This is a genomic window from Streptococcus sp. HMSC074B11, assembly GCF_001808705.1.
Lineage (GTDB): Bacteria > Bacillota > Bacilli > Lactobacillales > Streptococcaceae > Streptococcus.
Genome location: NZ_KV794288.1, coordinates 111,581 through 137,013, shown reverse-complemented (window position 1 = coordinate 137,013; position 25,433 = coordinate 111,581). Strand labels below are relative to the sequence as shown.

The window sequence follows — 25,433 nt, the reverse complement described above, 5'->3', positions numbered from 1 at the left end:
TAAATATAAAAACGGTGATGTAAAATATAAGGGTAAAGGTGTTTCAAATGAAGATGATAAAGACCTTTTCTAGAGAGGAACTCTATGAAGAAATCTGGGAAATAAGTGCAAAACAAGTTTCATTGAAATATGATTTAAGCTATTCAGACTTACTCAAGAAATGCAAAGAATTTGAAATCCCAATTCCAAATGGTAGTTATTGGTATCGTAAGAATACTGGACAAGATTTAAGTGAACTTATTGTTCCATTACCACAAAATGACGTAAATGAAGTTAATATTGATAGAAAAAGTCTAAAGAACAATAGAATAAAATCTAGTAAACATAAAGAAGAGAGTTCGGAAGATAAAAATAAAAATATTTTTAAACTTGATACAACTAGTATAAGAAGTTCATTATCATTTATAGAGGACGATAAAATAGAGCGTATTATTGAAGCCGTTTCAAACCTAAACCAGGCTCCAAATAAGAGATTACATAAATCCGTAGCTAATCTAAGAGATAAAATTACAGAGTGGAATAAGAGGGAAAAAGCTGCTTCCTATCCCTACTTTGATTCTAGACACAGATATAATGATTTAAAAGAACCTAAATTTGTAAAAAATATTTCACCAAATTCTCTACCACGTTTATATCGCTTTTTAGATACACTAGTTAGTATAATTGAAAGAATAGGTGATAATGTAACTTCAAATTGGGATATTCAAATTGATAAGGATATTGTTCGTTTTGAAGTTATAGAATCAACAGACAAAGTAAGTCATGAATTAACAAAAGAGGAAGCTAAAGAATTAGCAGAGTACAATGATAACGTAAAGTTTAAGGGGTATGCTTATAAACCAAGAATAAAGAAGTATGACTATATAGCAAATGGAAAATTTCGATTTAAGATAATAGATGGCAAATACATTAAAGATACTAAAGAATTCACACTTGAACAATCAATACCAGAAATAATTGTTTTAATTTACCAAGAGTATTATAAAGTTAAGAACATACGACTTGAACGTGAAGAGAGAGAAAGACTATACGAAGAAGAACAAGAGCGAAAAAGAAAATTACAAAATAGAATCGAAGAAGAAAAGAAGCGGACAATGTCTCTTCTGAATATACTAGAAGATTTTCAAACAGCAAATGATTTAAGGTTGATGGCTGATAAATTGGAGATAGCAGGGAAACTTAGTAAAGAAGAAATTGATTGGATTAGATCCAAAGCTGACTGGATTGACCCAATAGTTTCTTCAACAGACGAATTACTAGGAATTAGAAATCATGAAAATTCTAGAGAACAAAAAGAAAAATATCTGAGCGAGAAAAAGTACTACTGGTAACTTTTTCGTTAAAACATTTTAGCGAAGTAATAATGAAAAGCCTTGATTTTAAGGCTTTTTTGCATTTTCCAATAAAGAACTTGACATTATTAGTTACTTCCACTACAATAGAATTACATACCATCGGTATGATAGAAAGGGACTAAAATGGCAAGGAATAGAAACTCACATGAAACTAGAAAAAAAATACTAGAGGTCTCTAAAAACTTATTTTTAGAAAAAGGATTTGATAATACGTCAATCCAAGATATCATAGATGGCTTAGGTGGATTAACAAAAGGTGTTATCTATCATCATTTTGAGTCTAAATATGATATACTTCAAACAATCATTAGCGAAAATAATCAAGAAATTTTAAATTATAATTGGAGAGGAAATACTGGATTAGAAAAGATACAAAATTCTTTGATGGACTCTTTCTCTAATTTTGAACACCAAAGGCTCGTTTACTCTGCCTCAATCATGCTAAGAAGTCCACGTTTGTTAGGAGAGCAGTATCTAGGTCTATTTTCTGATTTTTTACCCGAAATTAGAGAAAAAGTTTACGAAGGAGTTGAAGATGGGTCTATTAAAACAGAATATCCAGAAGAGCTAGCAGATTTAATTGTTTTAACTCTAAATATTTGGATTGGTTTTCAAATTTCCGTTTTTTCATTAGTAGAATTAAAAAGCAAAATGAATTTCATTAAACTTACTTTTGAAGGTCTAGGGGTACAGTTAATTTCTGATGAAATGATGGAGGTGATTTTCAACTTATTTGATCACTTAAAAAATAGTAAATAAGTAGTCGCATGACATTCATGTTAATACTAATTTCTATTTATGTGTTATCAATTCAATAAATTATCTTACATAATTCATAATTAAAAAATAACATACTTTAAGTGTGTTATTAAAAATCTATTATACATACCGTAGGTATGTTTGTTTTTAGTATATACATACTGATAGTATGTATAGTGACATTGTCTGAAGAATAAGCCTGTTTTTAAATATTTGTTGAGATTAGTCTGAATAGTTTATTCTTTATTTACGCTTTGGAGGAAAGAATCTATGTTGTCGCTTATTAAAATTGAATTAAATAAAGTTTCTAAATCTAAATTATTTTTAGCCTGGTTGTGTACTATATTTATAGTGTTAGGTATTACAGCAATAATCATTATGGGGTTAGGTACTGACAATAAACTAGGAGAATTCACTGGACAGGATTCTAATGTTATTAGAGTTACTGGTAAATGGGAAGGTTGGGCAATTGTAGCTTCATTGTTTTCATCTTTATTTACAAAAGCAGCATTTTTGATTTTCGAATCTTATTTATTATCTACGATTATTATTGATGAATTTAAACGAAGAACAATTTTTCAGTTGTTTTCTTACCCTATTTCTAAAATAAAGTTACTTTGGGGAAAAATTCTTTCAGTCATTCTAATAGCATTTATTGCCCATTTTTCTGCACATTTAGTGATTCAATTATTCATTAGATTCATGGCTGTTGTAACTGAATCTAGTTATATCCCTCTAGTTAGTCAATTAATCAACTTAGCTGGAATAACGTTTGCAACAGTACTAATGGGGTTACTACCATTTATTTTAGGTATGATTAAGCATTCAACAGCTATAACAATGCTTACAGGACTTGGTTTAGCAGCATTACTTTCAAATGTAAGTCCAGGAAGTTTATCTAATAATATTGCTGATAACTTATTCTTTTTGATATTTGCAAGTTTCATAAGTTTAATGATTACTTCATTTTCAATTTTTAATATTTCAAGACAAGATATTAGTATCAAGTAGCATACCTAAGTTTAATTGAAGGAAAGTGATAATTCCTTAATGATTTCTATAAAAAAAGAGACTGTATAAATTAGTATTTATGCTCTGGGAGAAAAATTCTTGCATTTAAAACTGGATATAGAAAGAGAGATAGAAATGAGAAATATTGTTGAAATAAAAGAAGTTTTTAAAACAATTGATAAAGAAGAAATTTTAAGTGGTATCAACCTTCAAATTGCTGAAGGAGAAATCTATGGTTTTTTAGGACCGAATGGTGCTGGAAAAACAACGTTAATGAAATGTATGTTATCCTTATCAACAATTACATCAGGTAGTATTGAAATTTTTGGGAAAAATCTACAAGAACACAGAGAAGAAATCCTAAGTCAGATTGGAAGTATTATTGAATCACCAATTTTTTATGATAATTGCACTGCAAAAGAAATTTTGGAAATTCACGCTCAGTATATGGGGAAAAATATTATTGAATCAGATATAATAAAAGCCTTAAGAATGGTCGGATTAAAGAATACGACTAAAAAAGTAAAAGATTTTTCGTTAGGAATGAAGCAAAGGCTTGGTTTAGCTCGTGCCTTTCTAACAAAACCTGAAATGTTAATTTTAGATGAGCCAATCAATGGTTTAGATCCAATAGGAATTCAAGAAATTCGAAATCTTTTGTTGTCGCTTTCTAAGGAGCATGGAATTACAATACTAATATCGAGTCATATATTATCGGAAATTTCACAGATAGCAGATAAAATTGGCTTTATCAAAAATGGAGAAATTGTAGAACAGGTTTCTATGAAAGAGATTAGGAGAGAGAATATTGACTTAGAAGAATATTTTATGTTACATTTTCTAAATGAAATTAAGAATTATGAGGTAGATTAAGGATGAAACAATTGATAAAGAACCATCAGAAGGCTTTTTATGTTTTCATGATATTTAATATACTGGTCCCTTTAACTAACGTTGCTTTTGCTTATTCTATTAAAGGTATTATTGATAGTGGCATGTCCCAAAATAAAGAAGCCTTAACTCAAGCGGTAATAGTAGGAGCTACTGTTATTTTCATCTATGCAGCACTCAACTTTATATCTCTTCGATTGAGAAATAAACTTGTTAGGCAAATCATGTCAAGATACAAAAACAAGGTGTTCCAATCTATTTTAGATAGGGATTATAGAGACTTTTCTAAAGAAAAATCAGGGAAATTTATTTCCATATTAACCGAAAATATGAAGAAAATTGAGCAAGATTATCTATACCAGTATTTTAATATTTCAAAAAACCTTTCCTTAATGATTTTTTCGCTCCTAGCTATGTTTATAGGTAATTGGTATTTGACCTTATTGGTTATCATTGCTAGTATTATACCAATGATGATATCAGGATTTATTGGACAAAAATCAGCTTTACTTCAAAAAAGAGCTATGATTGCCGATCAGAAGTATTTAGCTAAGGTTAAAGATATTTTAGCAGGATTTCTGGTTATTAAAAGTTTTAATGTGAAAGATGGTATCTGTGAGGATTATAGTCATGAAAGTGAAAAATTTGATGAAATAAATTTTATAAAAGGGAAATTTGATGTTTTAGCTAATGTTTTTTCACAGCTTTCAGGGATGATTGTTTTTTTGGTAGCCTTTGGTGGAGGAATGTATCTTGTTTTTAATGGCCATACCACAATTGGAAGTGTAACAGCTATTGTTCAACTGGTCAATTTTGTAGTAATGCCACTAAATGAAGTTGGTATGGGAATAAGTAAATTCCGTGAAGGTCAGGCAACACTAGATGCATTTGAGGTAAAGGATGTAACAGAACTTCAGACTGGTGAAACGAAAGAATATTTCGATGATGTTATTTCTTTTTCAAATATAGACTTTTCTTACCCTAATACTGAAGAAAATATTTTTAACCATTTATCTTTGAATATTAAAAAAGGAGAAAAAATTGCAATAGTAGGTATGTCAGGTAGTGGAAAATCAACTTTACTCAATCTATTGCTGCGTTTTTATGATGTAACAAGTGGACATATTTCAATTGATAATCAAGATATACAAGTTATTTCAGCAGAGAGTCTTTATAACTTAATGACGATTGTTCAGCAAGACGTTTATATTTTTGATGCTACTTTAAGAGAGAATATTACTCTTAATCAATCCTTTACTGATGGGGAAATAAAGAAAGCTTTACAGCAGTCAGGTTTAGAAAGTTATGTTTTAGAAAATGAATCTGGTCTACAAGCTTTATGTGGAGAGAATGGATCAAATTTATCTGGCGGACAAAAACAAAGAGTTAGTATTGCGCGTGCCTTGATTCGAAAAACACCAATCTTATTATTGGACGAGGCTACTTCATCTTTGGATAATCAAGTAACTACTGAAATTGAAAGTTCAATCTTGGATATTCAAAATTTGACTGCACTTGTAGTAACCCACAAGTTGAATGAAAATATTTTGAAAAGATACGATAGAATTCTCTTTATGAAAGCAGGCGTCATTGTTGAAGATGGTTCTTTTTGTGACTTGATGGATAGGAGAGGTGAGTTTTATAAGTTGTTTGAGTTGAGTGTGTAATTCTCTTTCATTTTATAGTATAATTTTATAAAACACTCTATCACTTTCGTTCTATAATATAGAAGTTTGCTAGCACCACATGTTGAGGCGGTATCACTGCTTGTACGAGCTGATTCATCAGTGAAGTAAAAGCAGATGTTCCGCCCATGGGATAGGACTCGTAGAATGAGGAGGGAAACCGACGAAATGATACGGTAAGTCCGAACCGCCGAGTGTGTAAGTTTGTTAGTGAAATGTGGATAGTCGTTCAAAAATCAGAAGGACTAGAGATGTATATGTTGGAATTATATCAAAAATCCTTCTTATAAAGATCTAGTCGCATTTGAGTCCTTAAAAGAAGGAAAAGAATTTGTATACAAAATAACTGGATATACTCTAGAAAATGAAGATGATTTTGTTCAAGGTAATAAAGTAGAAATAACGAACATTTAAATGAAAGGTTTAGAGTAAACATGAGTCTCTTATTTGAAGAATTTAAAACCATTTGTTTCCATTTAAATCGAGTCGGAATTACACCGACACTGATGGGTTCTTTGGGATTGGAGTTTAGAACGAAAGAAAATTGGGGGCCGTCTGACATTGACATTCATGTGCCTGGTGACCCTAGAGGTTGGGAAGCACCTGATCATCTCAGAATTTATGACTGGGACAAGATAATGAAAGTGATGAAAGACTTAGGCTACGTCTTAATAGATATTCATGAGCATGAATTCCAAAAGGATAGAGTGAGTGTTGAATTTGGAAGTATCGATACCTTATCTGATTTTGCAGGAGTTTCGGAATCGGATATAGAGCTTATTCAGATTGAAGGCATCACTTTTCGTCTTCCAAGTCTGGAGCAGTATCTAAGTATTTACAAAGCTTCTTCTCAAGACTCCTATCGAAATGATCACAATAACAATAAGGATTTTAAAAAGATCGAGTGGCTGGAAAGACATTTGTAAATTATCATATGAAAAGTAGTAAGTTGTAAGACTGGTTGCTTTTTTATTTTTATTGGTTATTTAATTTATACTATATTGGCGAGTAATAGAATTAGTAAAGAAAAGGAATTTAAATTATAGAATGGATGTCGTTTCTTTTGGAAGTGGTGATAATCTTTCCATTCTACAGTATCATTTTAAAATGATTTTCATTGCCTTTTGTTTATTAGTATAAAAGCAGAATATTACCACACGTTGAGTGTGTGGCATTGCTTGTGAGAGCTGAGGCATCAGCGAAGTAGAAATAGATGTTCGGCCCATGAATTGTACACCCAAGAAAACGAGTAAGGTGAAGTGTGATTAGCTGCGTGCTAGTGCAAAAGGAATGCCCAACATATTAATCTAATATAAGTATTAAAACGGTGTAGACAAATGCAAATTTTGGAGGTATAGATTATGGCTTCAAGTAAAGAGTATTTAGATTTCATTTTAGAACAACTATCTGAGTTGGAAGAAATAACATATAAAGCAATGATGGGTGAATATATTATTTATTATCGCGGGAAAATTGTTGGTGGGATTTATGATGATAGGTTTTTAGTGAAGCCTGTTAAATCTGCAATAGCATATATGCCAAATGCAAAATATGAGTTGCCGTATGATGGAGCAAAGGAAATGCTATTGGTAGATGATGTTGACAACAAAGAATTTTTAACCGGCTTATTCAATTCAATTTATGATGAGTTACCTGCACCAAAACCGAAGAAAAAGAAATAATCAAATTCGAATTTGTGGAGAGGATTTGAATGAAAAATGCCGTTATATATGTTCATGGTAAGGGTGGTAATGCAGAAGAAGCTAATCACTATAAACAATTTTTGATGACAGCTTTGAAATCATTGGATTTGATTACAAATCATTGAACCCGTGGGATGCTAAAATCGAGTTTATAAATTATTTGCGAAACAATAATAACAATAAATATTTTAAGAAGTGGGTTGTTGATGGAAATACTAGAGGTTATGGAAAACAGGAAAAATTATATTGAGTTGCTATTATTGGCAGATGAGCAGGAGGATATGATAGACCGTTATATTGATAAGGGTAAAATGTATGTACTTGATGATAATGGTATTAAATGTGAGTGTGTTGTAATCGATGTGGGAAATGGCGTACTTGAAATTAAGAATATTGCGACAGTGCCGGAATATCAAGGCAAAGGTTACGCGAAAGCCATGATTGATTTTATTATCACGAAATACAGAGAAGAGTATTCTACTCTGCAGGTAGGAACGGGCGATAGTCCAATGACGATTCCGTTTTATGAAAAGTGTGGGTTTGTGCGATCACATATCGCCCCGAACTTCTTTACAGACAATTATGACCATCCAATATATGAAGGTGGCATTCAGTTGGTAGACATGGTTTATTTGCGGAGATCTTTCTAAATCCCAGTTTGTCTAACTGAATATTAAACTGTTTAAGACACTTACTTATTTCGAAGACGGGAAATGCTAAGGATGTGGATATGTTTCCAATGACTGCGCATGTTGAGGCGGTAAGTTTGCTAGTCAAGGAGTAAAACGACGAAGATTAGCATTTACTTCCGCCCATGCGATAGCTGTCCGTGATTGACAAGTGCTAGCACGCAGACAGAACGGAGATAGCGAACCGCTGAGTGTGTCGCTCTGCTCGTAAAAGCTTAGAAACCTTTGAACGAAAGGGATAATGAAAGCCTTGATTGCAAGGCTTTTTGCTTTATGGTGGGTAAGTATCAGAGTGAGAAAATTTTTGGAATGAGTAGAAGTGATAGCTAGAAATTATCAGTTTCTATTTCCATTTACCCTGTGGGTACGTGTTTGTTTCCATTGACAAGGAGTTTGTGGGAATAGAAATGTACCCACCTTGTTTGAATCAAGTGAAGTGTAGTTGAAGGAAATCTGTTGAAAGCAATACTTCATTTTACCGAATAAGTAATAATTTAGGCAACTTCAAATCGATTAAAAAAAACTATTTTAAAGGTTAAGAGTAGACAAAAATTGTCCACTCTTTTTTGCAAACTCAATTTATCAATAAATGAAATGAGGGAATGTAAAATGAAATATTTTGAGGTTGAGTTAGAAAATCCTGAAGAATTTTTAAAACTACAAACAGAAGATTTTGTGAAAGCTAATCGCTTGCTACTAAGGAAGATAATCCAGAGCGTTACAGTCTATGAAGAAAACTTCGTCATATCCTTTAAATCTGGCATCGAATTGGAAGTATGAGTCTCATTCCATAACTTTTATATTGAACATATCATCTTGTTGTGTTATACTATAAATTGATATAAACAAAGATGTAGGAGGAACCGAAACTATGACAGCCTCAATGCGTTTAAGATAAGCTGGCAATAAAAAAAGCAGAATCTATACCCGATGATAGGCTTTTTTGTTGTGCTTATTTATACGATATTGAGCATTCATTAGTTACGGTGAGGATATTGGTTATTTAACTATACCTTTATTTAACTATGTCTTTAATATGAATGTTTCCAAATTGTATGTATGCAGACCAAAAGCCACATTGTGGGGTTTGGCCTGCATTTTTTATTGCCTAGAATGCTATTCAAAATAGAAATTCAAGCAAAATAATATGCAGGAGATAATATAAATGGAAAAATACAACAATTGGAAACGAAAATTTTATGCAATATGGGCAGGGCAAGCAGTATCATTAATCACTAGTGCCATCCTGCAAATGGCGATTATTTTTTACCTTACAGAAAAAACAGGATCTGCGATGGTCTTGTCTATGGCTTCATTAGTAGGTTTTTTACCCTATGCGATTTTGGGACCTGCCATTGGTGTGCTAGTGGATCGTCATGATAGGAAGAAGATAATGATTGGTGCCGATTTAATTATCGCAGCAGCTGGTGCAGTGCTTGCTATTGTTGCATTCTGTATGGAGCTACCTGTCTGGATGATTATGATAGTATTGTTTATCCGTAGCATTGGAACAGCTTTTCATACCCCAGCACTCAATGCGGTTACACCACTTTTAGTACCAGAAGAACAGCTAACGAAATGCGCAGGCTATAGTCAGTCTTTGCAGTCTATAAGCTATATTGTTAGTCCGGCAGTTGCAGCACTCTTATACTCCGTTTGGGATTTAAATGCTATTATTGCCATCGACGTATTGGGTGCTGTGATTGCATCTATTACGGTAGCAATTGTACGTATACCTAAGCTGGGTAATCAAGTGCAAAGTTTAGAACCAAATTTCATAAGGGAGATGAAAGAAGGAGTTGTGGTTCTGAGACAAAACAAAGGATTGTTTGCCTTATTACTCTTAGGAACACTATATACTTTTGTTTATATGCCAATCAATGCACTATTTCCTTTAATAAGCATGGAACACTTTAATGGAACGCCTGTGCATATTTCTATTACGGAAATTTCCTTTGCATTTGGGATGCTAGCAGGAGGCTTATTATTAGGAAGATTAGGGGGCTTCGAAAAGCATGTATTACTAATAACAAGTTCATTTTTTATAATGGGGACCAGTTTAGCCGTTTCGGGAATACTTCCTCCAAATGGATTTGTAATATTCGTAGTTTGCTGTGCAATAATGGGGCTTTCGGTGCCATTTTATAGCGGTGTGCAAACAGCTCTTTTTCAGGAGAAAATTAAGCCTGAATATTTAGGACGTGTATTTTCTTTGATCGGAAGTATCATGTCACTTGCTATGCCAATTGGGTTAATTCTTTCTGGATTCTTTGCTGATAAAATCGGTGTAAATCATTGGTTTTTACTATCAGGTATTTTAATTATTGGCATTGCTATAGTTTGCCAAATGATAACTGAGGTTAGAAAATTAGATTTAAAATAAACAATATTGGAGGAATATTTATGTATCTTATTTTCATGTAACTCTTCCTGCTAAAATCGCAGGGTTTTCCCTGCATACAAGCAAATGAAAGCATGCGATTATAGACAGGAGGAAATGTTATGGAATTAATATTAAAAGCAAAAGACATTCGTGTGGAATTCAAAGGACGCGATGTTTTAGATATAAATGAATTAGAAGTATATGATTATGACCGTATTGGTTTAGTAGGAGCAAATGGTGCTGGAAAAAGCACTTTACTCAGGGTACTTTTAGGAGAATTAACTCCCCCAGGATGTAAAATGAATCGTCTGGGTGAACTTGCCTATATTCCCCAGTTGGACGAAGTAACTCTGCAGGAGGAAAAAGATTTTGCACTTGTAGGCAAGCTAGGTGTTGAGCAATTAAATATACAGACTATGAGCGGTGGTGAAGAAACAAGGCTTAAAATAGCACAGGCCTTATCGGCACAGGTTCATGGTATTTTAGCGGATGAACCTACGAGCCATTTAGACCGTGAAGGAATTGATTTTCTAATAGGACAGCTAAAATATTTTACAGGTGCACTGTTAGTTATTAGCCATGACCGCTATTTTCTTGATGAAATAGTAGATAAAATATGGGAACTGAAAGATGGCAAAATCACTGAGTATTGGGGAAACTATTCTGATTATCTTCGTCAGAAAGAGGAAGAACGTAAGAGCCAAGCTGCAGAATACGAACAATTTATTGCGGAACGTGCCCGATTGGAAAGGGCTGCGGAGGAAAAGCGAAAACAGGCTCGTAAAATAGAACAGAAGGCAAAAGGTTCTTCAAAGAAAAAAAGTACTGAAGACGGAGGGCGTTTAGCTCATCAAAAATCAATAGGAAGTAAGGAAAAAAAGATGTATAATGCTGCTAAAACCCTAGAGCACAGGATTGCGGCCTTAGGAAAAGTAGAAGCTCCGGAAGGCATTCGCAGAATTCGTTTCAGGCAAAGTAAAGCATTGGAGCTCCATAATCCATACCCTATAGTCGGTGCAGAAATTAATAAAGTATTTGGGGATAAGGCTCTGTTTGAAAATGCATCTTTTCAAATTCCGTTAGGAGCAAAAGTGGCGTTAACTGGTGGTAATGGAATCGGAAAAACAACTTTAATCCAAATGATCTTAAACCATGAAGAAGGAATTTCTATTTCGCCTAAGGCAAAAATAGGTTACTTTGCACAGAATGGTTACAAGTACAACAGTAATCAGAATGTTATGGAGTTTATGCAGAAGGATTGTGACTACAATATATCAGAAATTCGTTCAGTGCTAGCATCTATGGGGTTCAAACAGAACGATATTGGAAAAAGTTTATCTGTTTTAAGCGGTGGAGAAATTATAAAATTGTTGCTTGCTAAAATGCTCATGGGTAGATATAACATCCTAATAATGGATGAACCCAGTAACTTCCTTGACATACCAAGTTTAGAGGCTTTGGAAATACTAATGAAGGAGTACACCGGAACTATCGTGTTTATCACCCACGATAAACGATTACTCGAAAATGTAGCAGATGTAGTTTATGAAATTAGAGATAAGAAAATAAATCTGAAACATTAAATTTAAGGTAGTCGCTGGTCAGTATAGTCTGTTCTGGTTGGCGACTCCATTGTTAAAGAGTATAAAGACTTTAGATTTTATGAATATTAAAAATAGGAACAGTCAATTGAACTGCTCCTATTTTTCTGCTAAATATATTGTAGTTTTCTTATATGTATAATGATAGATTAGCGGATTCTCATCTACGGTACTTACTTCAAATATGAAGAAGTGATCGCGGTTATCTCTGGACTTTTCCTTATTGAGGACAAAGTAATTCTTACGTGAAGTCGCCATTGTTTTTAGGATATCATCAGTTAGGAAGGTCAATGGAATATTCATGTTAGAGTAGCGGTAGAAGTCACGTTCAAAATCTTGGTAGCTCTCGCTATAATAGTCCATTTGTAGGTGATTACGCTGAAACTCAAGCTGATTCATAGAGCACCTCCTCGACAAGTTCAATACTAATAATGTCTTTTAATTTCAAATTGATGTGACCTGTTGTAGTTTTTATCAAAATGAAATCTTTGGTCAGACTTGGTATTGTTCCAGTGTAGGAAACACGCTTGTTTTTTTCAATCACTTGAATGCGTGTGCGTAGCTGCCCGGCGTATACTTGACTGAGGAGTAATAATTTCTTCTCTAGTGATAAGTCAGACATGTACGTTACTTTGTTTGTATCATCAGAGAGTGCTGATGCATGTTCAGATAGGAAAAAGCCCATCCATTTTTGCATCTTTGTATCCTGGTACTCTCTTGCTGATTGAAATGGTAAATATGAACGGTCAATCATATCAAATCCTTTCTATGCAGAGGCAAGGGTATTTTTATCAAATTGAATCGTAAAACCTTGAATTCCCCCACCTGTGTAACATTCTTTAAAGCGATTGATTACCTCAGTATAGATTATCACAGATGAGCTTGTTGGCTTAATGCTAAATGTAAATTCCAATGGTAATCGGTTTTCAGATTTAGCATGTACTAGTCGTATCGATATTTCAGTTGTTTTGAGTTTTCTCTGACGAAGTTTTGAAGTTGCTGTTTCAACGATTCCATGTAAAAATCTTTCAAGCATTTCAATATCATTACATCCTTTGCTACGGATTTCTGAAAATTGTACTGTATTTTTTTCTTGTTTCATTTTAATCCCTCCAATCCACCCGCGGAATGACCACCGATAAGTTTACTGCGTTCAATATTTCTGGAACCTTCAGTTAGGACGGTTCCTTTTTGTATGGCTAAAAAACCAAACTGTTCTCTGACAACATCAATAGCTGTCTGAAGTCTATTATCTTTTTCAATTTGTTCTACATCATCAAAGAGTGATAGTAGAGTATAGCTTTCATCTACGAAGCCACTATAAGATACACCAATTTGTCTCACTGCACCAGAGGTGTATTTTTTCGGAATAATACAAGTACATGACTCACCATTGTTTTGGGGAGATTTGCGGGTTCAATTTTATTCTGAGCATTTATAGATTTTTTCATCTCAGTCCTAGAATAGCCAATATGAATAGAAACGACAGTAGTCAATACTAGGGCTACTGTTCCGTTCCACAGTATCATTTAAAAATCATTTTCACACCCTTTCGTCTATTAGTATAGAAGAAAGCTCTCAGCACATGTGGAGTGTATAGCGTTGATACAAAGAGTCAAATCATGAAAAATCCTTCATTTGAAATGATTGTATAAACAGTTGGAATTTAAGGAGAGAAAAATGATTTTAGAAACGGAAAGATTGATTCTTCGCCCATGGGAAGAAAAAGACGCCAATGATTTATTTCAATATGCCAGTAATCCCGAGGTGGGTCCGATTGCAGGTTGGCCAGTACATACAAGCGTTGAAAATAGTAGGGAGATTATAAAAAGTTATCTTTCAGCACCTGAGACATACGCCATTGTTTTAAAAGAAACGATGCAGCCAGTGGGTAGCATAGGACTGATGATTGGCTCTGCAAGTGATAAAGGGATTCCGGATACTGAGGCGGAGATTGGTTACTGGATAGGAGTTCCCTATTGGGGTCAAGGCCTGATACCAGAAGCAGTTCGTGAGATGATGAGACATGGATTTGATGACCTGAATCTGGAGAAATTATGGTGCGGTTATTTTGACGGCAATACAAAGTCGCAGAGAGTTCAGGAAAAATGCGGGTTCCGTTATCGTCATACAAAAGAGAACGTTCCGTGTGCATGGGAAGGTGTTCTTCGTACAGAACACGTAACCTGTCTATCAAAAGAAGAATGGATTTCATTTAAGTAAATCACTGCTTGTACAAGCTGAGTCATCAGCGAAGTAGAAGTAGATGTTTGGCCCATGCGACAAGGTGAGACTGAAGGTTGAGAAGGTGCCCTGGGCATAGGACTCGTAGAATGAGGAGGGAAACCGACGAAATGATACGGTAAGTCCGAACCGCTGAGTATGTGGATCTGCTCTTCCAATCTGAGACAGTCGAAAAGTAGAAAGGGATGGTATTGGTATCAACCAATGAGTAACAAAGTAACAGCGTGATTCGAAACATTTGCTTGTAATTTGAGGAGGAACATCAATATGGATGGAATAACAAAAGATTCTATAAAAATGGCTAAACAAATGAAACAATTATGGCCCCAATTGACCGATAAAGAAGCTATTGATGAAGTAAAAAGATATACGAATGGCAAAAATACTGCAATCTTTACTGAAGTTGAAGGTGACACAATCGTAGGTCTAGCACTATGTTCACTCAGATTTGATTATGTTGAAGGATGTAAATATAGTCCTGTTGGATTCTTAGAAGGGATTATTGTCGACGAGGAATATCGTTTAAAGGATATTGCTAAAAATCTCTGTACAAAATGTGAGGAATGGGCGAAAAATAAAGGATGTAAGGAATTTGCAAGTGACTGTACTTTAACGAATACGGATTCTATAAGATTTCATCTCAATATTGGATTTCAGGAGGCAAATAGAATTATTCATTTTAAGAAAAAATTATAATTTAGAAACGTGAATAAACTTGTTTAAACTTTATGTATCTTTAGAAAGCGTGAAAGATTGGACGAACAAATTTTTTTGATGGGTGGAAATCCGCCGATAAAGAACCATACGATTGTTAATAAAATTGTGTCATCAAGCAAGATCGAAAGAATTGCCATTTTTACAGTTTATCGAGAAAATTGGCAACCGTATATGAAAAAGTACACGGAAGTTTTCCAAAGTCAATTTCCTAATCTAAACACTGATTACTTACTTTTGGACACTGAGCTGATTGATTTTGATAGCTATTTAGATGCTGATCTAATTATTATCGGTGGTGGAAATACGGAAAAGTATTTAGCTACTTACGTCAATCCGCAGTTCAAAAATTATATCGATCGTATGCTGAATAAAGGGGCGAAAGTTATAGGATTTTCTGCAGGAGCCCTATTATTAGGAGAAAAAGTCTATGTTTCACCTAATGATAATTCAGATCATCAGATAAAGATAAAAAAATGGATTAGGACTCTTTAGTCAGTTTTTAATTAGTGTCCATTATGATTCATGGAATGATAAAGCTAATAAGGATAGAGCTGAAGAACTCGTTAATGTTCCCGTAATCCCACTAAATGATCATTCATGTCTTGTATTGGATAAACTTGGAAATATCATAGAGAAAATTGACTAGTTTCCATTATCTAAATCTTGATCTAGGTAACTAAAGTGTAGACGAACTGGATAGGTTACTAGTGAAAACTGCAAAAAGTGTTGTGAAATGAATCGGAGAGTGCTTGATGGATTTTAGTAGTAAGATAACCATAAATAAAGGCTGGTCAGATGATAAAAAATATTGTGTGACAGATCAAAATCAGCAAAACTATTTCTTGCGTGTTTCTGATAAGGATAAGTTAGATTCTAAAAAATTTGAATTTGATATGATGGAGAAGGTGGCTTCTCTTGGAGTTCCGATGTGTAAACCGATTAGCATAGAACTCTGTGATGACGAAGTGCATTCTTTACACGAATGGATAGACGGGAAAGATGCAAGAGAAACCATTTTAACTGTTTCAAAAGAACAACAATACACTTACGGAGTAGAAGCAGGAAGTATCCTTCGAAAAATTCATTCTCTTCCTGTTACAGAAGTTCGTGAAGATTGGGAATCCTTTTTTAATCGTAAAATTGATGACAAAATCAAAAAATACAAAGAATGTCCTGTTCAATATGAAAATGGTCAGATTTTTATTGATTATTTAAATGCAAATCGAGAATTGTTAAAAGATAGACCTCAGGTTTTCCAACATGGAGATTATCATATCGGGAATTTCATGATTGGTGAAGATGGAGAAATTTATGTCATAGACTTTGATCGATTTGATCTTGGAGATCCTTGGGAGGAATTCAATCGTATTGTATGGTCTGCTCAAGTCTCTCCCTCTTTTGCGTCTGGTATGATAGATGGATATTTTGATCATAAGGTTCCGGATTTATTTTGGAATCTTCTCGCTATCTATATTCTAAATAACATAGTTGGTGCTCTGCCATGGTCTGTTCCTTACGGAATCGAAGAAATAGCAGTAATGCAACATCAAGCTAAAGAAATTCTAGAGTGGTATGAAGATATGAAGCAAATCATTCCTAGTTGGTATTTGATTGAGAAAAAGGCTGAATAATAAAAGAGTTTAAATATCAATTTGAGAAAATGTCAAGATTATTTGCTTATATTATAACGAATTCAATTCTTTATCGATACCTATCGAGAATTATCTTGAAAATTGGAATGTTGTTTCGGGGTCAAGTTACATGAAAGAATATATTTTAAATTTAGAAAAAGAATTCTCTTTAATAGAAAATGGATTTAAAGAGGAAGAGCAAAGAGCTCTTGCTGACTATCTATCAAACGATAATGCGTATACTAAAGAATTAGCATTTTTAGCCTTTAAATCCAATGTATATCAAGTTAGAATGTATAGTGTATTTCTCTTCGGCCATTTGTCATCGTATGAAGAAATTTTGATCTTCATGAGGGATGAGGTTTCAAAGGATGACAATTGGAGAGTTCAAGAAGTATTAGCAAAAGCATTTGATGAATTTTGTAAGCAAACAGGTTATGAAAAATCTCTTCCGGTTATTGACGACTGGTTACAAAACAGTAATCCAAATGTTAGAAGAGCTGTTGCAGAAGGTTTGAGAATATGGACGAGTAGACCATATTTCAAGGATAATCCAGATGAAGCTATTAAACGAATCGCAACATTAAAAGAAGATTCTAGTGAATATGTTAGAAAATCAGTCGGTAATGCTTTGAGGGATATTAGCAAAAAATTTCCAGAGTTGATTAAAGAAGAACTTGGTAATTGGGATGTTAAGAGTAAAGAGGTTCAACAAGTTTACAAGTTAGCAAGTAAATTTATAAAATGATAATTCTAAAATATAAAGTTAAAAAATGGTAACTATAAAATATTTTCATTCTATAGTATAATTTTATAAAACACTCTATCATTTTCGTTCTAAAATATAGATGTTGACTAGTGCCACATGTTGAGGCAGCATCACTGCTTGTCCGAGCTGAGGTATCAGCGAAGTAGAAGCAGATGTTCTGCCCATGGGATAGCTGTCGTAGAGTAAGGAGTTTACGACGAAACGATACGGTAACAGCGAACCGCCGAGTGTGCATCTTTGCTCGTAAAAGCATAGAAAGCTTGGTATGAATCAATAATGAAAAGCCTTGATTGTAAGGCTTTTTTGTGTTTTTGTGATAGAATATAGGTAGTTATAATCGAGAGCAACTAAGAAGCAGTAAAAAATGTTATTTGTTAAATAATCAAGATATGGAGATAAAATGACAGAAATTGATAAAAGGAATTTAAGAAATTATCTTTATATTACATTTGGAATTACTTATATAGTTTGGGGTCTCCTTGCCTTATTTACACAATCTGATATTTTTGGATTAGAAACGATTATAGGTAGAATGTTACATATAGTTGGTGCACTTGGACCAGCTATTGCAAGTGGCTTTTATTTGAAAAGGAATAATATAAAATTTCAACATTTTGTATTTAGTAAGAAAGAAAATAGTAGTATTTATTTCATTATTCATTTGTTAGCAATTTTGATACTATTCTCTGTATCTTCCTTAGAATTAAACGGAGTATCAATTTATTTAATGCCACTATTCTTTATTCAATTAATTTTTTTTGGTGGTGGACATGAAGAATTAGGATGGAGAGGTATATTACAACCATTACTTGTTAAAAAATATACTTATTGGCAATCTAATTTGATTGTAGGTTCAATCTGGGGAATTTGGCATCTGCCTTTATGGTTTATAGTTGGAGAAAGTCATCAAGGATTTCCTTTTATTTTATTTTTTATATATACATTATTTCTAAGTTTTGTTTTAGGGCTTCTTTACCGTCAAACCCAATCAGTGGGTTACTGTATATTATTTCATGCGTTCGCAAATTTGTTAAATCTCTATTTTGTGTTAAAAATTAATGTTATTTTTATTATCATTTTTATTGCTTATTTAATTTATACTATATTGGCTAGTAATAGAATTAGTAAGGAAAAATATTTTAAATTTTAGAACAGGAAGTCCATTATTGAAAGTAACGATTTGCTAATTAGATAATCAATGTTAGAGAATTTTCTGTTTGATGCGGTATCGCTGCTTGTTCAAACTGATTAAACAAGGATGTAGCTAGTGAAAGTCTTACAGTAAGGAGTTTAAATATGAAATTCCACGAATTTGGTGATAAGAATTTGCCTCCTATTTTACTGATACATGGAGGTGGTAGCTCTTGGTGGAACTATCTTCGTCAAGCACGAATCTTGTCGGAAAAATACCGTGTTATTTTACCTACTTTGAATGGTCACGGTGAAGAGTACCAATTTGATTATGTTTCTACTGAAGCTTCTGCTTTGGAGATCCTAGACTATATCAAAGAACACTGTGGCGGGAAGTTGTTTGCGATTGGTGGTGTTTCACTTGGTGGTCAAATTGCCATGGAGCTTTTGTCCTTAGACAGCGAGATAGCTGAGAAGGCTATTATAGACGGAAGCCTCTGTATTCCTCAATCAAGGTTAGCTAAAATCAGCATCTTTTTAGTGTCTCTATTTGGTAAACTGATGTTCAGTAAATTCTCTTGCAAACTTCAGTTAAGCATGATGAACAAACTCTATCCTAAACTCGCTTATCCAGAGGAAATAAAAGATTATTTTTTGGAGGATTTGTCAAGAACGCCTATCAAAACATTAGTGACCATTTACAAAACCTATATGGAGTGTTACAAGCTGAAGGACACAATTTCCGCTAGTAAGGCGCAGGTTCTGTATATTTATGGTGAAAAAGAGTTGAACTGTGTGAAAACATCGGCGAAATTATTTCAGCAGCTACATCCAAATACGATTTTGTATGAAGCAAAGGGCTACAATCATGGCTATTTGTCAGCTTACCTGCCTCAAGAGTGGCTTGATTTGGTGCTACCATTTTTAAAGAATGATTCATTGGAAATGTGTGATGAATCTGATATGCCTTAATTGACTCTAACATTTTAGGCGACGATAGTGATACTCTTACTGCAACCACATGAAGTATAGCAGAGGCGGCTTATGGGATTCCTGAGTGGATTCAGGACAACGTTTATACCTATTTGGATGAGCCTTTAAAAGATGTGCTCAGACGATGGGAAAAGGAAGTTGTAATAAAATGATCGTATATATAAGCATATGACCACACGCTGAGGTGACGTACTGAGGGGCGTTACCGTCGTAAATTTGAAGGATGGAGGTGATTGTTTGGTAGAAAACAGACCTAGTTTTAAAGAGATAAAATCATTTGAAGAATTTAACCAATACTATTGGTATCGAGAAGAACTTTCCCAAATTTGTAAGTCTCTTGGATTAGAGTATAGAGGGACGAAGAAAGAATTGGTTTATATAATTGAACAATATTTTCAGGGGAATAAAATAGAGAAATCTTTGAGGAAAGGTCTCAAACCTCAATCAGAAGTAATCACTTTAGAGACTCCATTACTGAACTGTGGGTTTTCTTTTAACCAGAAGTTTAGAGATTATTTTGCTGCGGTAACAGGGGTTAGTCCCTTTAAATTTAATGCGGATATGGCAACCGCTTGGAGAAAAGTAAAAAGGGATCATGATCTAACATTTACGATTCAGGATATGATTAAAATTTATTATGGAGAGTCAGATTACGCCAAGTATGATCGTTCGGCTTGTCAGTGGAATCAATTTTTAAAAGACTTTTGTACGGATAAATGTAGCCATCAGTATGCTAACAAGTTAACCGTTGCTGCTATCCTTTGGAAGGAAGTTCGAGATTCAAAGAATGAAAAAGTTTATTCCAAACAGCTTCTAAATGAATATAAAAACAAAATAGAGGCTTATCGTAAATAAGCAACTACTCTTTCTTCTTTCTGATACGTTGTTGCGAAAGCCTCTACGTACTTTTAAAAGGGTCATAGATATGGAGCCTCATGCATGCAGGACTACTGGATGTACATCGTGAGAACTTGTTTCATTACCTATTGACGGTAGCATAATAATGTTTAGAACGAAAAAGCTTAGGAGGGTTATCGATGGTTATATTGGAATTGTATCAAGGTGATTATCAAAAGGATTTAGTCGCGTTTGATTCTTTAGAAGAAGGGAAAGCCTTTGTATCTCAAATTCCGGGGTATACTCTAGAAAACGAAGATGGGTTTGAAGTGGAGTATGTGAATCCTAAACACTTGCCCGATTATATGGAAATTGTCTTCAACGGAAATATTGTTCCTTTATCTAGATTATCGTTTGAACCCGAAGAAAATGTGGACATTATTTGGAAAGAGATTTCGAATCTATCGGTTAAAAACGATAAAGTGATTGAAGGAGCTACAAAAGTCGATGCCTATGTCATTAACAACGATGAAGTGAAAGTCTATGTCGAAGCCAGAGAAGCAAACTTCCACAAGGCAAAAGCTTTCTTAGAAAGCAAAGGGTACGAAGTCGACAGAAGCTTTTTCGGAAGTGAAGACGGTGAAGCGATTCTCTACAGAAAACGCGACACCGAAGATTGGCACTTCCTATGCCACTTAGAACCAATGTTTGTAGAGATTGAAGATGTCGAAGGATATGTGAAAGAAGCGATGGAAGATATTCAATAGTCAACCAAAGTTCTTTGTGAGTGTATTCCACTGCTTTAGTAGACGGATTGAGCAGTAAAGAGAAACATCTAGCACTATCTAGCTTCTTAAGGAGAAATATCTATCATGAAAATGGAAATCTGGAAAACCTATCTTGTAAAAAAAGATATTTTTGGTTTAAAAAAAGATGAACTTTGGACCTTAGTTGACAAGGGTTATCAATCTTATTTTGGTGAACATAATTTCGTATTTGTCAATGATGATAAAGTGAAGGTATTCGCAGTTTTACAAGATGGTTCAGAAGTAGATTTGCAGATCTACCATCATCTGGATGATTATTTTGAAGAAGTTACTCACGAAAAATTTTAAAAAATGTGAGATGAAAATTGAAAATTAATGAGATGATTGAAAACAGTGGTAGGAGAGATTTAATGCTAGAGTGGAAATCTATTATTCCAGAAGATGAATATGAAGCTAGTGCAGCTTTTAGTGAGAATAGTCATTACGAGATCTCTACGATATCTTTGGAGGGCAAGAAACATCTGATTAAATTGAATTTTCCCTTCTGTCATTTTTACCAAATCGTAGATAGAGACTTGTTTGATTCTCTTAATAAGATTTCTAGGTCGCCAGTTCTTGAATTCCCGATTTGTAAGCTAGAGTCCAGTAGCCTGATTACAGAAGTGATTCATAGGGCGGGTGGAGTTTTGACTGAAGAAGACTTGGTTCATTTTCGTATTTGTGCAAAGAATCTAGTCATTGACTTAGTTCTCTATAAAAATCAAGAGAGTAATATAAGGATAGAAGAGGTTGGTAAAAAATGAAGTGGGTTTATATTGGTGAGGAAATCAAGTATGATTGGTATGAATTACGGTGTCAACTTTCTCAAGAAAATCACCTGCAAATTTTTATCGAAGGTTTAAAGAATCAAAAGTTAAAATACTGTATCGATTTTGGTAAGATTCTTTTCTGCAGATCTATCGATGAGGGGTGGGATCTGAATTTGATCGAAGATGATTTACTTAGTGGACCAGAATTTCCTCATTTATCAGATGGGATTTTACTTGAAATGATAGATAGTCACCTCAAAAAAAGAGTTCAAAAAATTTACTCTGTTCCAATCTATCACTACCAAGTTCAGGGAATTAATTTGGGGATAGATGTCCTTACAGTGGCTATTCCGATTATCAAAAAGAGCTAGACTGAAACTAGGGTGAAAGCCATCTGGTTCGGTCTTTTTTTCTGTTTATGTAGTATAATAAAAGATGTAGGGATTCAATTTTTTAATAGGATTATTCTAAGAACGAAAACAATCTAGAAAGAGAAAAAATATGAAGCAATCACTTGAATTTTTAAGAGAAAGAATCACCGATAAGATGCCCTTAGAGGATATGGTAGCAATCTTTGAAGACTTGTGTCGTGAGCCTATTGAGGATGAGATGATTTTGTTTGAAACAGGGACATTTACAGCTATATCTGATAAACCCTTGTTTCAACTATCGTTGGTAAGGCAAGCTCCAAATGAAGATGAAGAGTTTTATCAAGTTCACCTTGATATTTTCTATGAAGCAAGTCAAGACAATCAAATCTTTAGTGAATCAACCTGGGATGAAGATTTAGAGGAAAATATCTTTGATTACATTAGAGCTTCAGAGGTATTTGCCTATGCTAAAGAACAGGAATACCAAACGGTCAAAATTTATCTGGAAGAAACTTAAGAAAAGGTAGTAATATGTTTCATTTTTTTAAGAAAAAAACACACAAAAAACTTGAAATCAATCTCCACAACAATTCAATGATTATTAACGGAACCAGCTTATCTTTTCCTTTGTCCTTGAAAGATATTGAAGCTATATTGGGGAAGCCTGACCAGGTTGTCAAAAAAGAAAATAAGTTTATTAAATACATTTATGACAATGCTGGTATTGTATTTGAACATTCTTTCTCGATTAAAAATCATTTAAAAAAATCTAAAACATACATTGATGAGGAACATTTGATTTCTACAGTTTTCCTCTACTATGGCGATGTTGTAAAATCTATGACGGGAGAGAAAGAATTGCCAAAGCAACCATGTCAAGCTGTGGTATTATCAGATGGAAAATCTCCTTATTTCTTTTCTGATAGGCATAGAGTAGGGGATTTTAACCTTATTTTATGGACTCCTTATGGAACTAATTTTAATGGAATTGCAGAGACCATCACAGACACACTTTCTATTTCCTACTTTCCAGAGATAAAAAATGAACGTGAAAGCTACAAGTTAAAAGAAACTGACGAAGAAGTGCTTCACTTTGAAAATATAAATTTTAAATTAGCCATTATCCAGGTTTTAATGTATGATTTAGAGGTTTTGAAACCTGTTTTTAATATTTTTGACTTTGCGGAAGAGTTTAGCGAGTTGGATATTGATACTGAAAGTATGGAGATCATTCAACCTGCTTTAGACCATTTTGAAAAGCTCCAAATCCCTAAGGAGTACGCCCAACATGTCCAAGAAATCTATATGGATGGAGGAAATGAAATTTATCTGAATTTGATACCTCAGTGGGACGGTGAAGATGAGACCTTTGATCTTAATGAAGTAGGTGTGGAAGAATTAAGACAGTTTCCGAACTTGGAAGAAGCAACCATCATGAGCAGCAATTTCAAACAAGTCAAAGCAGTTTTTGATGAAGCTGGCATTGATGTAGAGTTGTTGTAAAAACTTAGTACAGGGGAACCATCGTTTTATTTAATAAAACAAAAAATCGAAATCTAAACAGATCTTATTTGTTTGTAACCGCTTTTTTCTGCTATAATATTACTAGATAGAAATGTGGGAGTTTTATCATGGTTACAAAACGGTTTTTGAAAAATGTTATTGTTGCGATGGTCTCGGTTTTTATGTCCTTGACCGTTTTTCAAGGTGTTCAAGCTCAGCAAACTGGATTCGATTACCAACGACAACAGCGAATTGTTGAGTGTGTAACTTTGCTCGTGAAATCCTAGAAACCTTTTGGCGAAAGTTTTTTAAGTTTTGAATTGTGCACTTAGTTTGACAATTCAGGACAAATGTATAACCATGTCGACCTACTAACGTTGAGGAGAAATATTTATGCCTGATTTTGCTAAAATAGATAAAAAGTCTGTATATACTACGATCATTGGTTTGTTTCTAATGGCAGTATTGTCTTTGACAAAGATAATACCTGAACTTTCTTTATCAGGTCTCACTGTACTGATTGGTATTCTCTTTTTCTTTGTTCTTGAACATTTTGATAAAAAATCACATATAGAATCAGGTTTGCGCTTTAAATCATTTTTCGATGATCTGAAAAAACAAGGGGTAATTCTTTTGGTCTTGCTTCCTGTAGGAACCGCTGCAGCAACTTTGCTTATCGGCGATATGATATTTAAGGGCGCTTTTGCTAGTCATATTTTGGGAAGAACGGATGGTATGTTATCCTTCGATAAAATACCGCTCCTTATGGTTCAAATAGTAATCGCGGCCTTGGGGGAAGAAATTGCATGGAGAGGTTTCTTTCTTGGTAAGTCAATGAGAATTATACCATTTTGGCTTTGTGCCATTCTATCTTCTTTATTGTTCGCGATAGCCCATATTTCTAGTGGAAGCGTTGGGCTTGTAAGCTACGATATTTTCATGATTTTTGTTGATAGTATCATCTATGCAATGATTTATAAAAAGTCTGGGAATTGTTTGATTTCTACACTTTCTCATATTCTTGGAAATGCAACAGGAATTCTTTTGCTAATGATGTATAGCTAGACAGATTTTAATGTTATCTAGCTAATAAAGGATTTTCATTATAGGGAGGAAATGATTACTATCAGCATAAGTGGGCTAGATGACTTGATTTATAAAAGTAAGGAATCTTGCTAAAAACTTGAATAACAAAAGGCCTTGTTTCTAAGGTTTTTTGTTTAATTTTTGAAAGTATACTTGTCTTGAGATAAAAACTCTGAGATCAAAACCTCTTGACTAATTGTTTCAGATAAGGCTTGTCTAAAAGCTAATTTTCATAATGAATAGGATTTGTCGTATATGGTTGGGAGGTTTAACAGTGGTCCAACTAACAAATGTTCCTGACCAATAATATAGGGACATTTGTTCCCACTTTCTTAATATCCTTTTATGAGTCCCGCAGTAAGTTCATCACTTGTTGCTAATATATCATCTATGCGAGCATCTTTTATCAATTGGTGAGATACATTTAGGCAGTCATTAAAGAGGAAGGAGTTCTAAAGCCTGCTTTTGATATTTTTGACTTTGCGGAAGAGTTTAGCG

At 33.9% G+C, this 25,433-nt stretch carries 29 protein-coding genes and 3 pseudogenes; 27 read left to right on the top strand and 5 right to left on the bottom strand.

The genetic code is table 11. The features are described from left to right. The first annotated feature begins 47 nt into the window (after positions 1–47). The 11 genes from HMPREF2619_RS07935 to msr(D) all read left to right on the top strand — a co-directional run bounded on the left by HMPREF2619_RS07935 (position 48) and on the right by msr(D) (position 12,059). Entirely contained in the window at positions 48–1,331 is a 1,284-nt protein-coding gene (locus HMPREF2619_RS07935) for a cellulose synthase (RefSeq protein ID WP_070460577.1), read from the top strand. A gap of 147 nt (positions 1,332–1,478) precedes the next feature. Next, positions 1,479–2,114, top strand: a complete 636-nt coding sequence (locus HMPREF2619_RS07930) for a TetR/AcrR family transcriptional regulator (RefSeq protein ID WP_070460575.1) — start codon at positions 1,479–1,481, stop codon at positions 2,112–2,114. A 270-nt stretch (positions 2,115–2,384) separates the two neighbouring features. Further along, on the top strand, positions 2,385–3,125 hold the full coding sequence (locus HMPREF2619_RS07925) for an ABC transporter permease (protein WP_070460572.1): 741 nt from the start codon (positions 2,385–2,387) through the stop codon (positions 3,123–3,125). A 135-nt stretch (positions 3,126–3,260) separates the two neighbouring features. Beyond that, on the top strand, positions 3,261–3,998 hold the full coding sequence (locus HMPREF2619_RS07920) for an ABC transporter ATP-binding protein (RefSeq protein WP_070460569.1): 738 nt from the start codon (positions 3,261–3,263) through the stop codon (positions 3,996–3,998). A gap of 2 nt (positions 3,999–4,000) precedes the next feature. Next, positions 4,001–5,683, top strand: a complete 1,683-nt coding sequence (locus HMPREF2619_RS07915; protein ID WP_070460567.1) for an ABC transporter ATP-binding protein — start codon at positions 4,001–4,003, stop codon at positions 5,681–5,683. 452 nt (positions 5,684–6,135) lie between these two features. After that, the gene (locus HMPREF2619_RS07910; protein ID WP_070460565.1) at positions 6,136–6,627 is read left to right on the top strand and encodes a nucleotidyltransferase; all 492 of its coding nucleotides are present in this window, start codon (positions 6,136–6,138) and stop codon (positions 6,625–6,627) included. A 435-nt stretch (positions 6,628–7,062) separates the two neighbouring features. Next, positions 7,063–7,383 (top strand): TfoX/Sxy family protein, encoded by a 321-nt coding sequence (locus HMPREF2619_RS07905; RefSeq protein ID WP_070439264.1) that lies wholly within the window; start codon positions 7,063–7,065, stop codon positions 7,381–7,383. A 227-nt stretch (positions 7,384–7,610) separates the two neighbouring features. Next, a complete protein-coding gene (locus HMPREF2619_RS07900) occupies positions 7,611–8,054 on the top strand; it encodes a GNAT family N-acetyltransferase (RefSeq protein WP_049514508.1) in 444 nt (147 codons plus the stop codon). A gap of 648 nt (positions 8,055–8,702) precedes the next feature. Further along, positions 8,703–8,873: a DNA recombinase gene (locus HMPREF2619_RS07895; RefSeq protein ID WP_070460563.1), complete on the top strand. Its 171-nt coding sequence runs from the start codon at positions 8,703–8,705 to the stop codon at positions 8,871–8,873. A gap of 385 nt (positions 8,874–9,258) precedes the next feature. Continuing rightward, on the top strand, positions 9,259–10,476 hold the full coding sequence (gene mef(A) / locus HMPREF2619_RS07890; RefSeq protein WP_000417519.1) for a macrolide efflux MFS transporter Mef(A): 1,218 nt from the start codon (positions 9,259–9,261) through the stop codon (positions 10,474–10,476). 119 nt (positions 10,477–10,595) lie between these two features. After that, positions 10,596–12,059, top strand: a complete 1,464-nt coding sequence (msr(D), locus tag HMPREF2619_RS07885) for an ABC-F type ribosomal protection protein Msr(D) (protein ID WP_000420313.1) — start codon at positions 10,596–10,598, stop codon at positions 12,057–12,059. Between the two features lie 117 nt (positions 12,060–12,176). On the opposite strand, the gene HMPREF2619_RS07880 is transcribed toward msr(D), so the two are convergent. The 4 genes from HMPREF2619_RS07880 to HMPREF2619_RS07865 are packed head-to-tail and all read right to left on the bottom strand — an operon-like array spanning position 12,177 to position 13,421. Continuing rightward, positions 12,177–12,476, bottom strand: coding sequence for a DUF5960 family protein (locus HMPREF2619_RS07880; RefSeq protein WP_001072467.1), 300 nt, complete (start codon positions 12,474–12,476; stop codon positions 12,177–12,179). Further along, the gene (locus tag HMPREF2619_RS07875) at positions 12,463–12,831 is read right to left on the bottom strand and encodes a hypothetical protein (protein WP_000567222.1); all 369 of its coding nucleotides are present in this window, start codon (positions 12,829–12,831) and stop codon (positions 12,463–12,465) included. Before HMPREF2619_RS07875 ends, HMPREF2619_RS07880 begins: the two co-directional genes overlap by 14 nt. A gap of 12 nt (positions 12,832–12,843) precedes the next feature. Further along, positions 12,844–13,179, bottom strand: coding sequence for a DinB/UmuC family translesion DNA polymerase (locus HMPREF2619_RS07870; protein ID WP_000806926.1), 336 nt, complete (start codon positions 13,177–13,179; stop codon positions 12,844–12,846). Next, positions 13,176–13,421 carry a hypothetical protein gene (locus tag HMPREF2619_RS07865; protein WP_001813542.1) on the bottom strand — a complete coding sequence of 82 codons (246 nt, stop codon included), beginning with the start codon at positions 13,419–13,421 and terminating at the stop codon, positions 13,176–13,178. Before HMPREF2619_RS07865 ends, HMPREF2619_RS07870 begins: the two co-directional genes overlap by 4 nt. A 336-nt stretch (positions 13,422–13,757) precedes the next feature. Here HMPREF2619_RS07865 and HMPREF2619_RS07855 point away from each other — a divergent pair, with 336 nt between their 5' ends. From HMPREF2619_RS07855 to HMPREF2619_RS07785, 16 genes and pseudogenes are all read left to right on the top strand, one after another. Continuing rightward, positions 13,758–14,300 (top strand): GNAT family N-acetyltransferase, encoded by a 543-nt coding sequence (locus tag HMPREF2619_RS07855; protein WP_070460561.1) that lies wholly within the window; start codon positions 13,758–13,760, stop codon positions 14,298–14,300. Positions 14,301–14,588: 288 nt separating this feature from the next. Next, a complete protein-coding gene (aac(6'), locus tag HMPREF2619_RS07850; RefSeq protein WP_070460559.1) occupies positions 14,589–15,017 on the top strand; it encodes an aminoglycoside 6'-N-acetyltransferase in 429 nt (142 codons plus the stop codon). A 57-nt stretch (positions 15,018–15,074) separates the two neighbouring features. Further along, positions 15,075–15,684: pseudogene (locus HMPREF2619_RS07845) on the top strand (Type 1 glutamine amidotransferase-like domain-containing protein). 106 nt (positions 15,685–15,790) lie between these two features. Further along, positions 15,791–16,669, top strand: a complete 879-nt coding sequence (locus tag HMPREF2619_RS07840) for an aminoglycoside phosphotransferase family protein (protein ID WP_070460557.1) — start codon at positions 15,791–15,793, stop codon at positions 16,667–16,669. A 130-nt stretch (positions 16,670–16,799) separates the two neighbouring features. Next, positions 16,800–17,417 (top strand): DNA alkylation repair protein, encoded by a 618-nt coding sequence (locus tag HMPREF2619_RS07835; RefSeq protein ID WP_070460555.1) that lies wholly within the window; start codon positions 16,800–16,802, stop codon positions 17,415–17,417. Between the two features lie 421 nt (positions 17,418–17,838). Next, on the top strand, positions 17,839–18,588 hold the full coding sequence (locus HMPREF2619_RS07830; protein WP_070460553.1) for a CPBP family intramembrane glutamic endopeptidase: 750 nt from the start codon (positions 17,839–17,841) through the stop codon (positions 18,586–18,588). Between the two features lie 146 nt (positions 18,589–18,734). After that, positions 18,735–19,541: an alpha/beta hydrolase gene (locus HMPREF2619_RS07825; protein WP_070460551.1), complete on the top strand. Its 807-nt coding sequence runs from the start codon at positions 18,735–18,737 to the stop codon at positions 19,539–19,541. 14 nt (positions 19,542–19,555) lie between these two features. Continuing rightward, positions 19,556–19,714: pseudogene (locus tag HMPREF2619_RS11640) on the top strand (ADP-ribosylglycohydrolase family protein); the annotation flags it as partial. Between the two features lie 85 nt (positions 19,715–19,799). Further along, positions 19,800–20,417 carry an SAP domain-containing protein gene (locus tag HMPREF2619_RS07820; RefSeq protein WP_070460549.1) on the top strand — a complete coding sequence of 206 codons (618 nt, stop codon included), beginning with the start codon at positions 19,800–19,802 and terminating at the stop codon, positions 20,415–20,417. Between the two features lie 182 nt (positions 20,418–20,599). After that, positions 20,600–21,166: a hypothetical protein gene (locus tag HMPREF2619_RS07815; protein WP_070460547.1), complete on the top strand. Its 567-nt coding sequence runs from the start codon at positions 20,600–20,602 to the stop codon at positions 21,164–21,166. 105 nt (positions 21,167–21,271) lie between these two features. Further along, positions 21,272–21,514 carry a phosphohydrolase gene (locus HMPREF2619_RS07810; protein WP_070460545.1) on the top strand — a complete coding sequence of 81 codons (243 nt, stop codon included), beginning with the start codon at positions 21,272–21,274 and terminating at the stop codon, positions 21,512–21,514. A 62-nt stretch (positions 21,515–21,576) separates the two neighbouring features. Next, positions 21,577–21,969, top strand: a complete 393-nt coding sequence (locus HMPREF2619_RS07805) for a hypothetical protein (RefSeq protein WP_070460544.1) — start codon at positions 21,577–21,579, stop codon at positions 21,967–21,969. Further along, the gene (locus HMPREF2619_RS07800; protein WP_070460542.1) at positions 21,966–22,346 is read left to right on the top strand and encodes a hypothetical protein; all 381 of its coding nucleotides are present in this window, start codon (positions 21,966–21,968) and stop codon (positions 22,344–22,346) included. Before HMPREF2619_RS07805 ends, HMPREF2619_RS07800 begins: the two co-directional genes overlap by 4 nt. Before the next feature lie 130 nt (positions 22,347–22,476). Continuing rightward, positions 22,477–22,863 carry a hypothetical protein gene (locus tag HMPREF2619_RS07795; RefSeq protein WP_070460539.1) on the top strand — a complete coding sequence of 129 codons (387 nt, stop codon included), beginning with the start codon at positions 22,477–22,479 and terminating at the stop codon, positions 22,861–22,863. Between the two features lie 14 nt (positions 22,864–22,877). Continuing rightward, positions 22,878–23,849 (top strand): DUF6892 domain-containing protein, encoded by a 972-nt coding sequence (locus tag HMPREF2619_RS10905; RefSeq protein ID WP_070460538.1) that lies wholly within the window; start codon positions 22,878–22,880, stop codon positions 23,847–23,849. A 393-nt stretch (positions 23,850–24,242) separates the two neighbouring features. Continuing rightward, a complete protein-coding gene (locus tag HMPREF2619_RS07785; protein ID WP_070460536.1) occupies positions 24,243–24,914 on the top strand; it encodes a CPBP family intramembrane glutamic endopeptidase in 672 nt (223 codons plus the stop codon). A gap of 155 nt (positions 24,915–25,069) precedes the next feature. On the opposite strand, the pseudogene HMPREF2619_RS10900 reads toward HMPREF2619_RS07785, so the two are convergent. Then, positions 25,070–25,375, bottom strand: a pseudogene (locus HMPREF2619_RS10900) (LacI family DNA-binding transcriptional regulator); the annotation flags it as partial. Between the last annotated feature and the right edge of the window lie 58 nt (positions 25,376–25,433).

Coding starts and splice junctions, on each gene's coding strand:
- HMPREF2619_RS07935 (WP_070460577.1), top strand. CDS start 48: ATGAAGATGATAAAGACCTTTTCTAGAGAGGAACTCTATGAAGAAATC.
- HMPREF2619_RS07930 (WP_070460575.1), top strand. CDS start 1,479: ATGGCAAGGAATAGAAACTCACATGAAACTAGAAAAAAAATACTAGAG.
- HMPREF2619_RS07925 (WP_070460572.1), top strand. CDS start 2,385: ATGTTGTCGCTTATTAAAATTGAATTAAATAAAGTTTCTAAATCTAAA.
- HMPREF2619_RS07920 (WP_070460569.1), top strand. CDS start 3,261: ATGAGAAATATTGTTGAAATAAAAGAAGTTTTTAAAACAATTGATAAA.
- HMPREF2619_RS07915 (WP_070460567.1), top strand. CDS start 4,001: ATGAAACAATTGATAAAGAACCATCAGAAGGCTTTTTATGTTTTCATG.
- HMPREF2619_RS07910 (WP_070460565.1), top strand. CDS start 6,136: ATGAGTCTCTTATTTGAAGAATTTAAAACCATTTGTTTCCATTTAAAT.
- HMPREF2619_RS07905 (WP_070439264.1), top strand. CDS start 7,063: ATGGCTTCAAGTAAAGAGTATTTAGATTTCATTTTAGAACAACTATCT.
- HMPREF2619_RS07900 (WP_049514508.1), top strand. CDS start 7,611: ATGGAAATACTAGAGGTTATGGAAAACAGGAAAAATTATATTGAGTTG.
- HMPREF2619_RS07895 (WP_070460563.1), top strand. CDS start 8,703: ATGAAATATTTTGAGGTTGAGTTAGAAAATCCTGAAGAATTTTTAAAA.
- HMPREF2619_RS07880 (WP_001072467.1), bottom strand. CDS start 12,476: ATGAATCAGCTTGAGTTTCAGCGTAATCACCTACAAATGGACTATTAT.
- HMPREF2619_RS07875 (WP_000567222.1), bottom strand. CDS start 12,831: ATGATTGACCGTTCATATTTACCATTTCAATCAGCAAGAGAGTACCAG.
- HMPREF2619_RS07870 (WP_000806926.1), bottom strand. CDS start 13,179: ATGAAACAAGAAAAAAATACAGTACAATTTTCAGAAATCCGTAGCAAA.
- HMPREF2619_RS07855 (WP_070460561.1), top strand. CDS start 13,758: ATGATTTTAGAAACGGAAAGATTGATTCTTCGCCCATGGGAAGAAAAA.
- HMPREF2619_RS07840 (WP_070460557.1), top strand. CDS start 15,791: ATGGATTTTAGTAGTAAGATAACCATAAATAAAGGCTGGTCAGATGAT.
- HMPREF2619_RS07835 (WP_070460555.1), top strand. CDS start 16,800: ATGAAAGAATATATTTTAAATTTAGAAAAAGAATTCTCTTTAATAGAA.
- HMPREF2619_RS07830 (WP_070460553.1), top strand. CDS start 17,839: ATGACAGAAATTGATAAAAGGAATTTAAGAAATTATCTTTATATTACA.
- HMPREF2619_RS07825 (WP_070460551.1), top strand. CDS start 18,735: ATGAAATTCCACGAATTTGGTGATAAGAATTTGCCTCCTATTTTACTG.
- HMPREF2619_RS07815 (WP_070460547.1), top strand. CDS start 20,600: ATGGTTATATTGGAATTGTATCAAGGTGATTATCAAAAGGATTTAGTC.
- HMPREF2619_RS07810 (WP_070460545.1), top strand. CDS start 21,272: ATGAAAATGGAAATCTGGAAAACCTATCTTGTAAAAAAAGATATTTTT.
- HMPREF2619_RS07805 (WP_070460544.1), top strand. CDS start 21,577: ATGCTAGAGTGGAAATCTATTATTCCAGAAGATGAATATGAAGCTAGT.
- HMPREF2619_RS07800 (WP_070460542.1), top strand. CDS start 21,966: ATGAAGTGGGTTTATATTGGTGAGGAAATCAAGTATGATTGGTATGAA.
- HMPREF2619_RS07795 (WP_070460539.1), top strand. CDS start 22,477: ATGAAGCAATCACTTGAATTTTTAAGAGAAAGAATCACCGATAAGATG.
- HMPREF2619_RS10905 (WP_070460538.1), top strand. CDS start 22,878: ATGTTTCATTTTTTTAAGAAAAAAACACACAAAAAACTTGAAATCAAT.
- HMPREF2619_RS07785 (WP_070460536.1), top strand. CDS start 24,243: ATGCCTGATTTTGCTAAAATAGATAAAAAGTCTGTATATACTACGATC.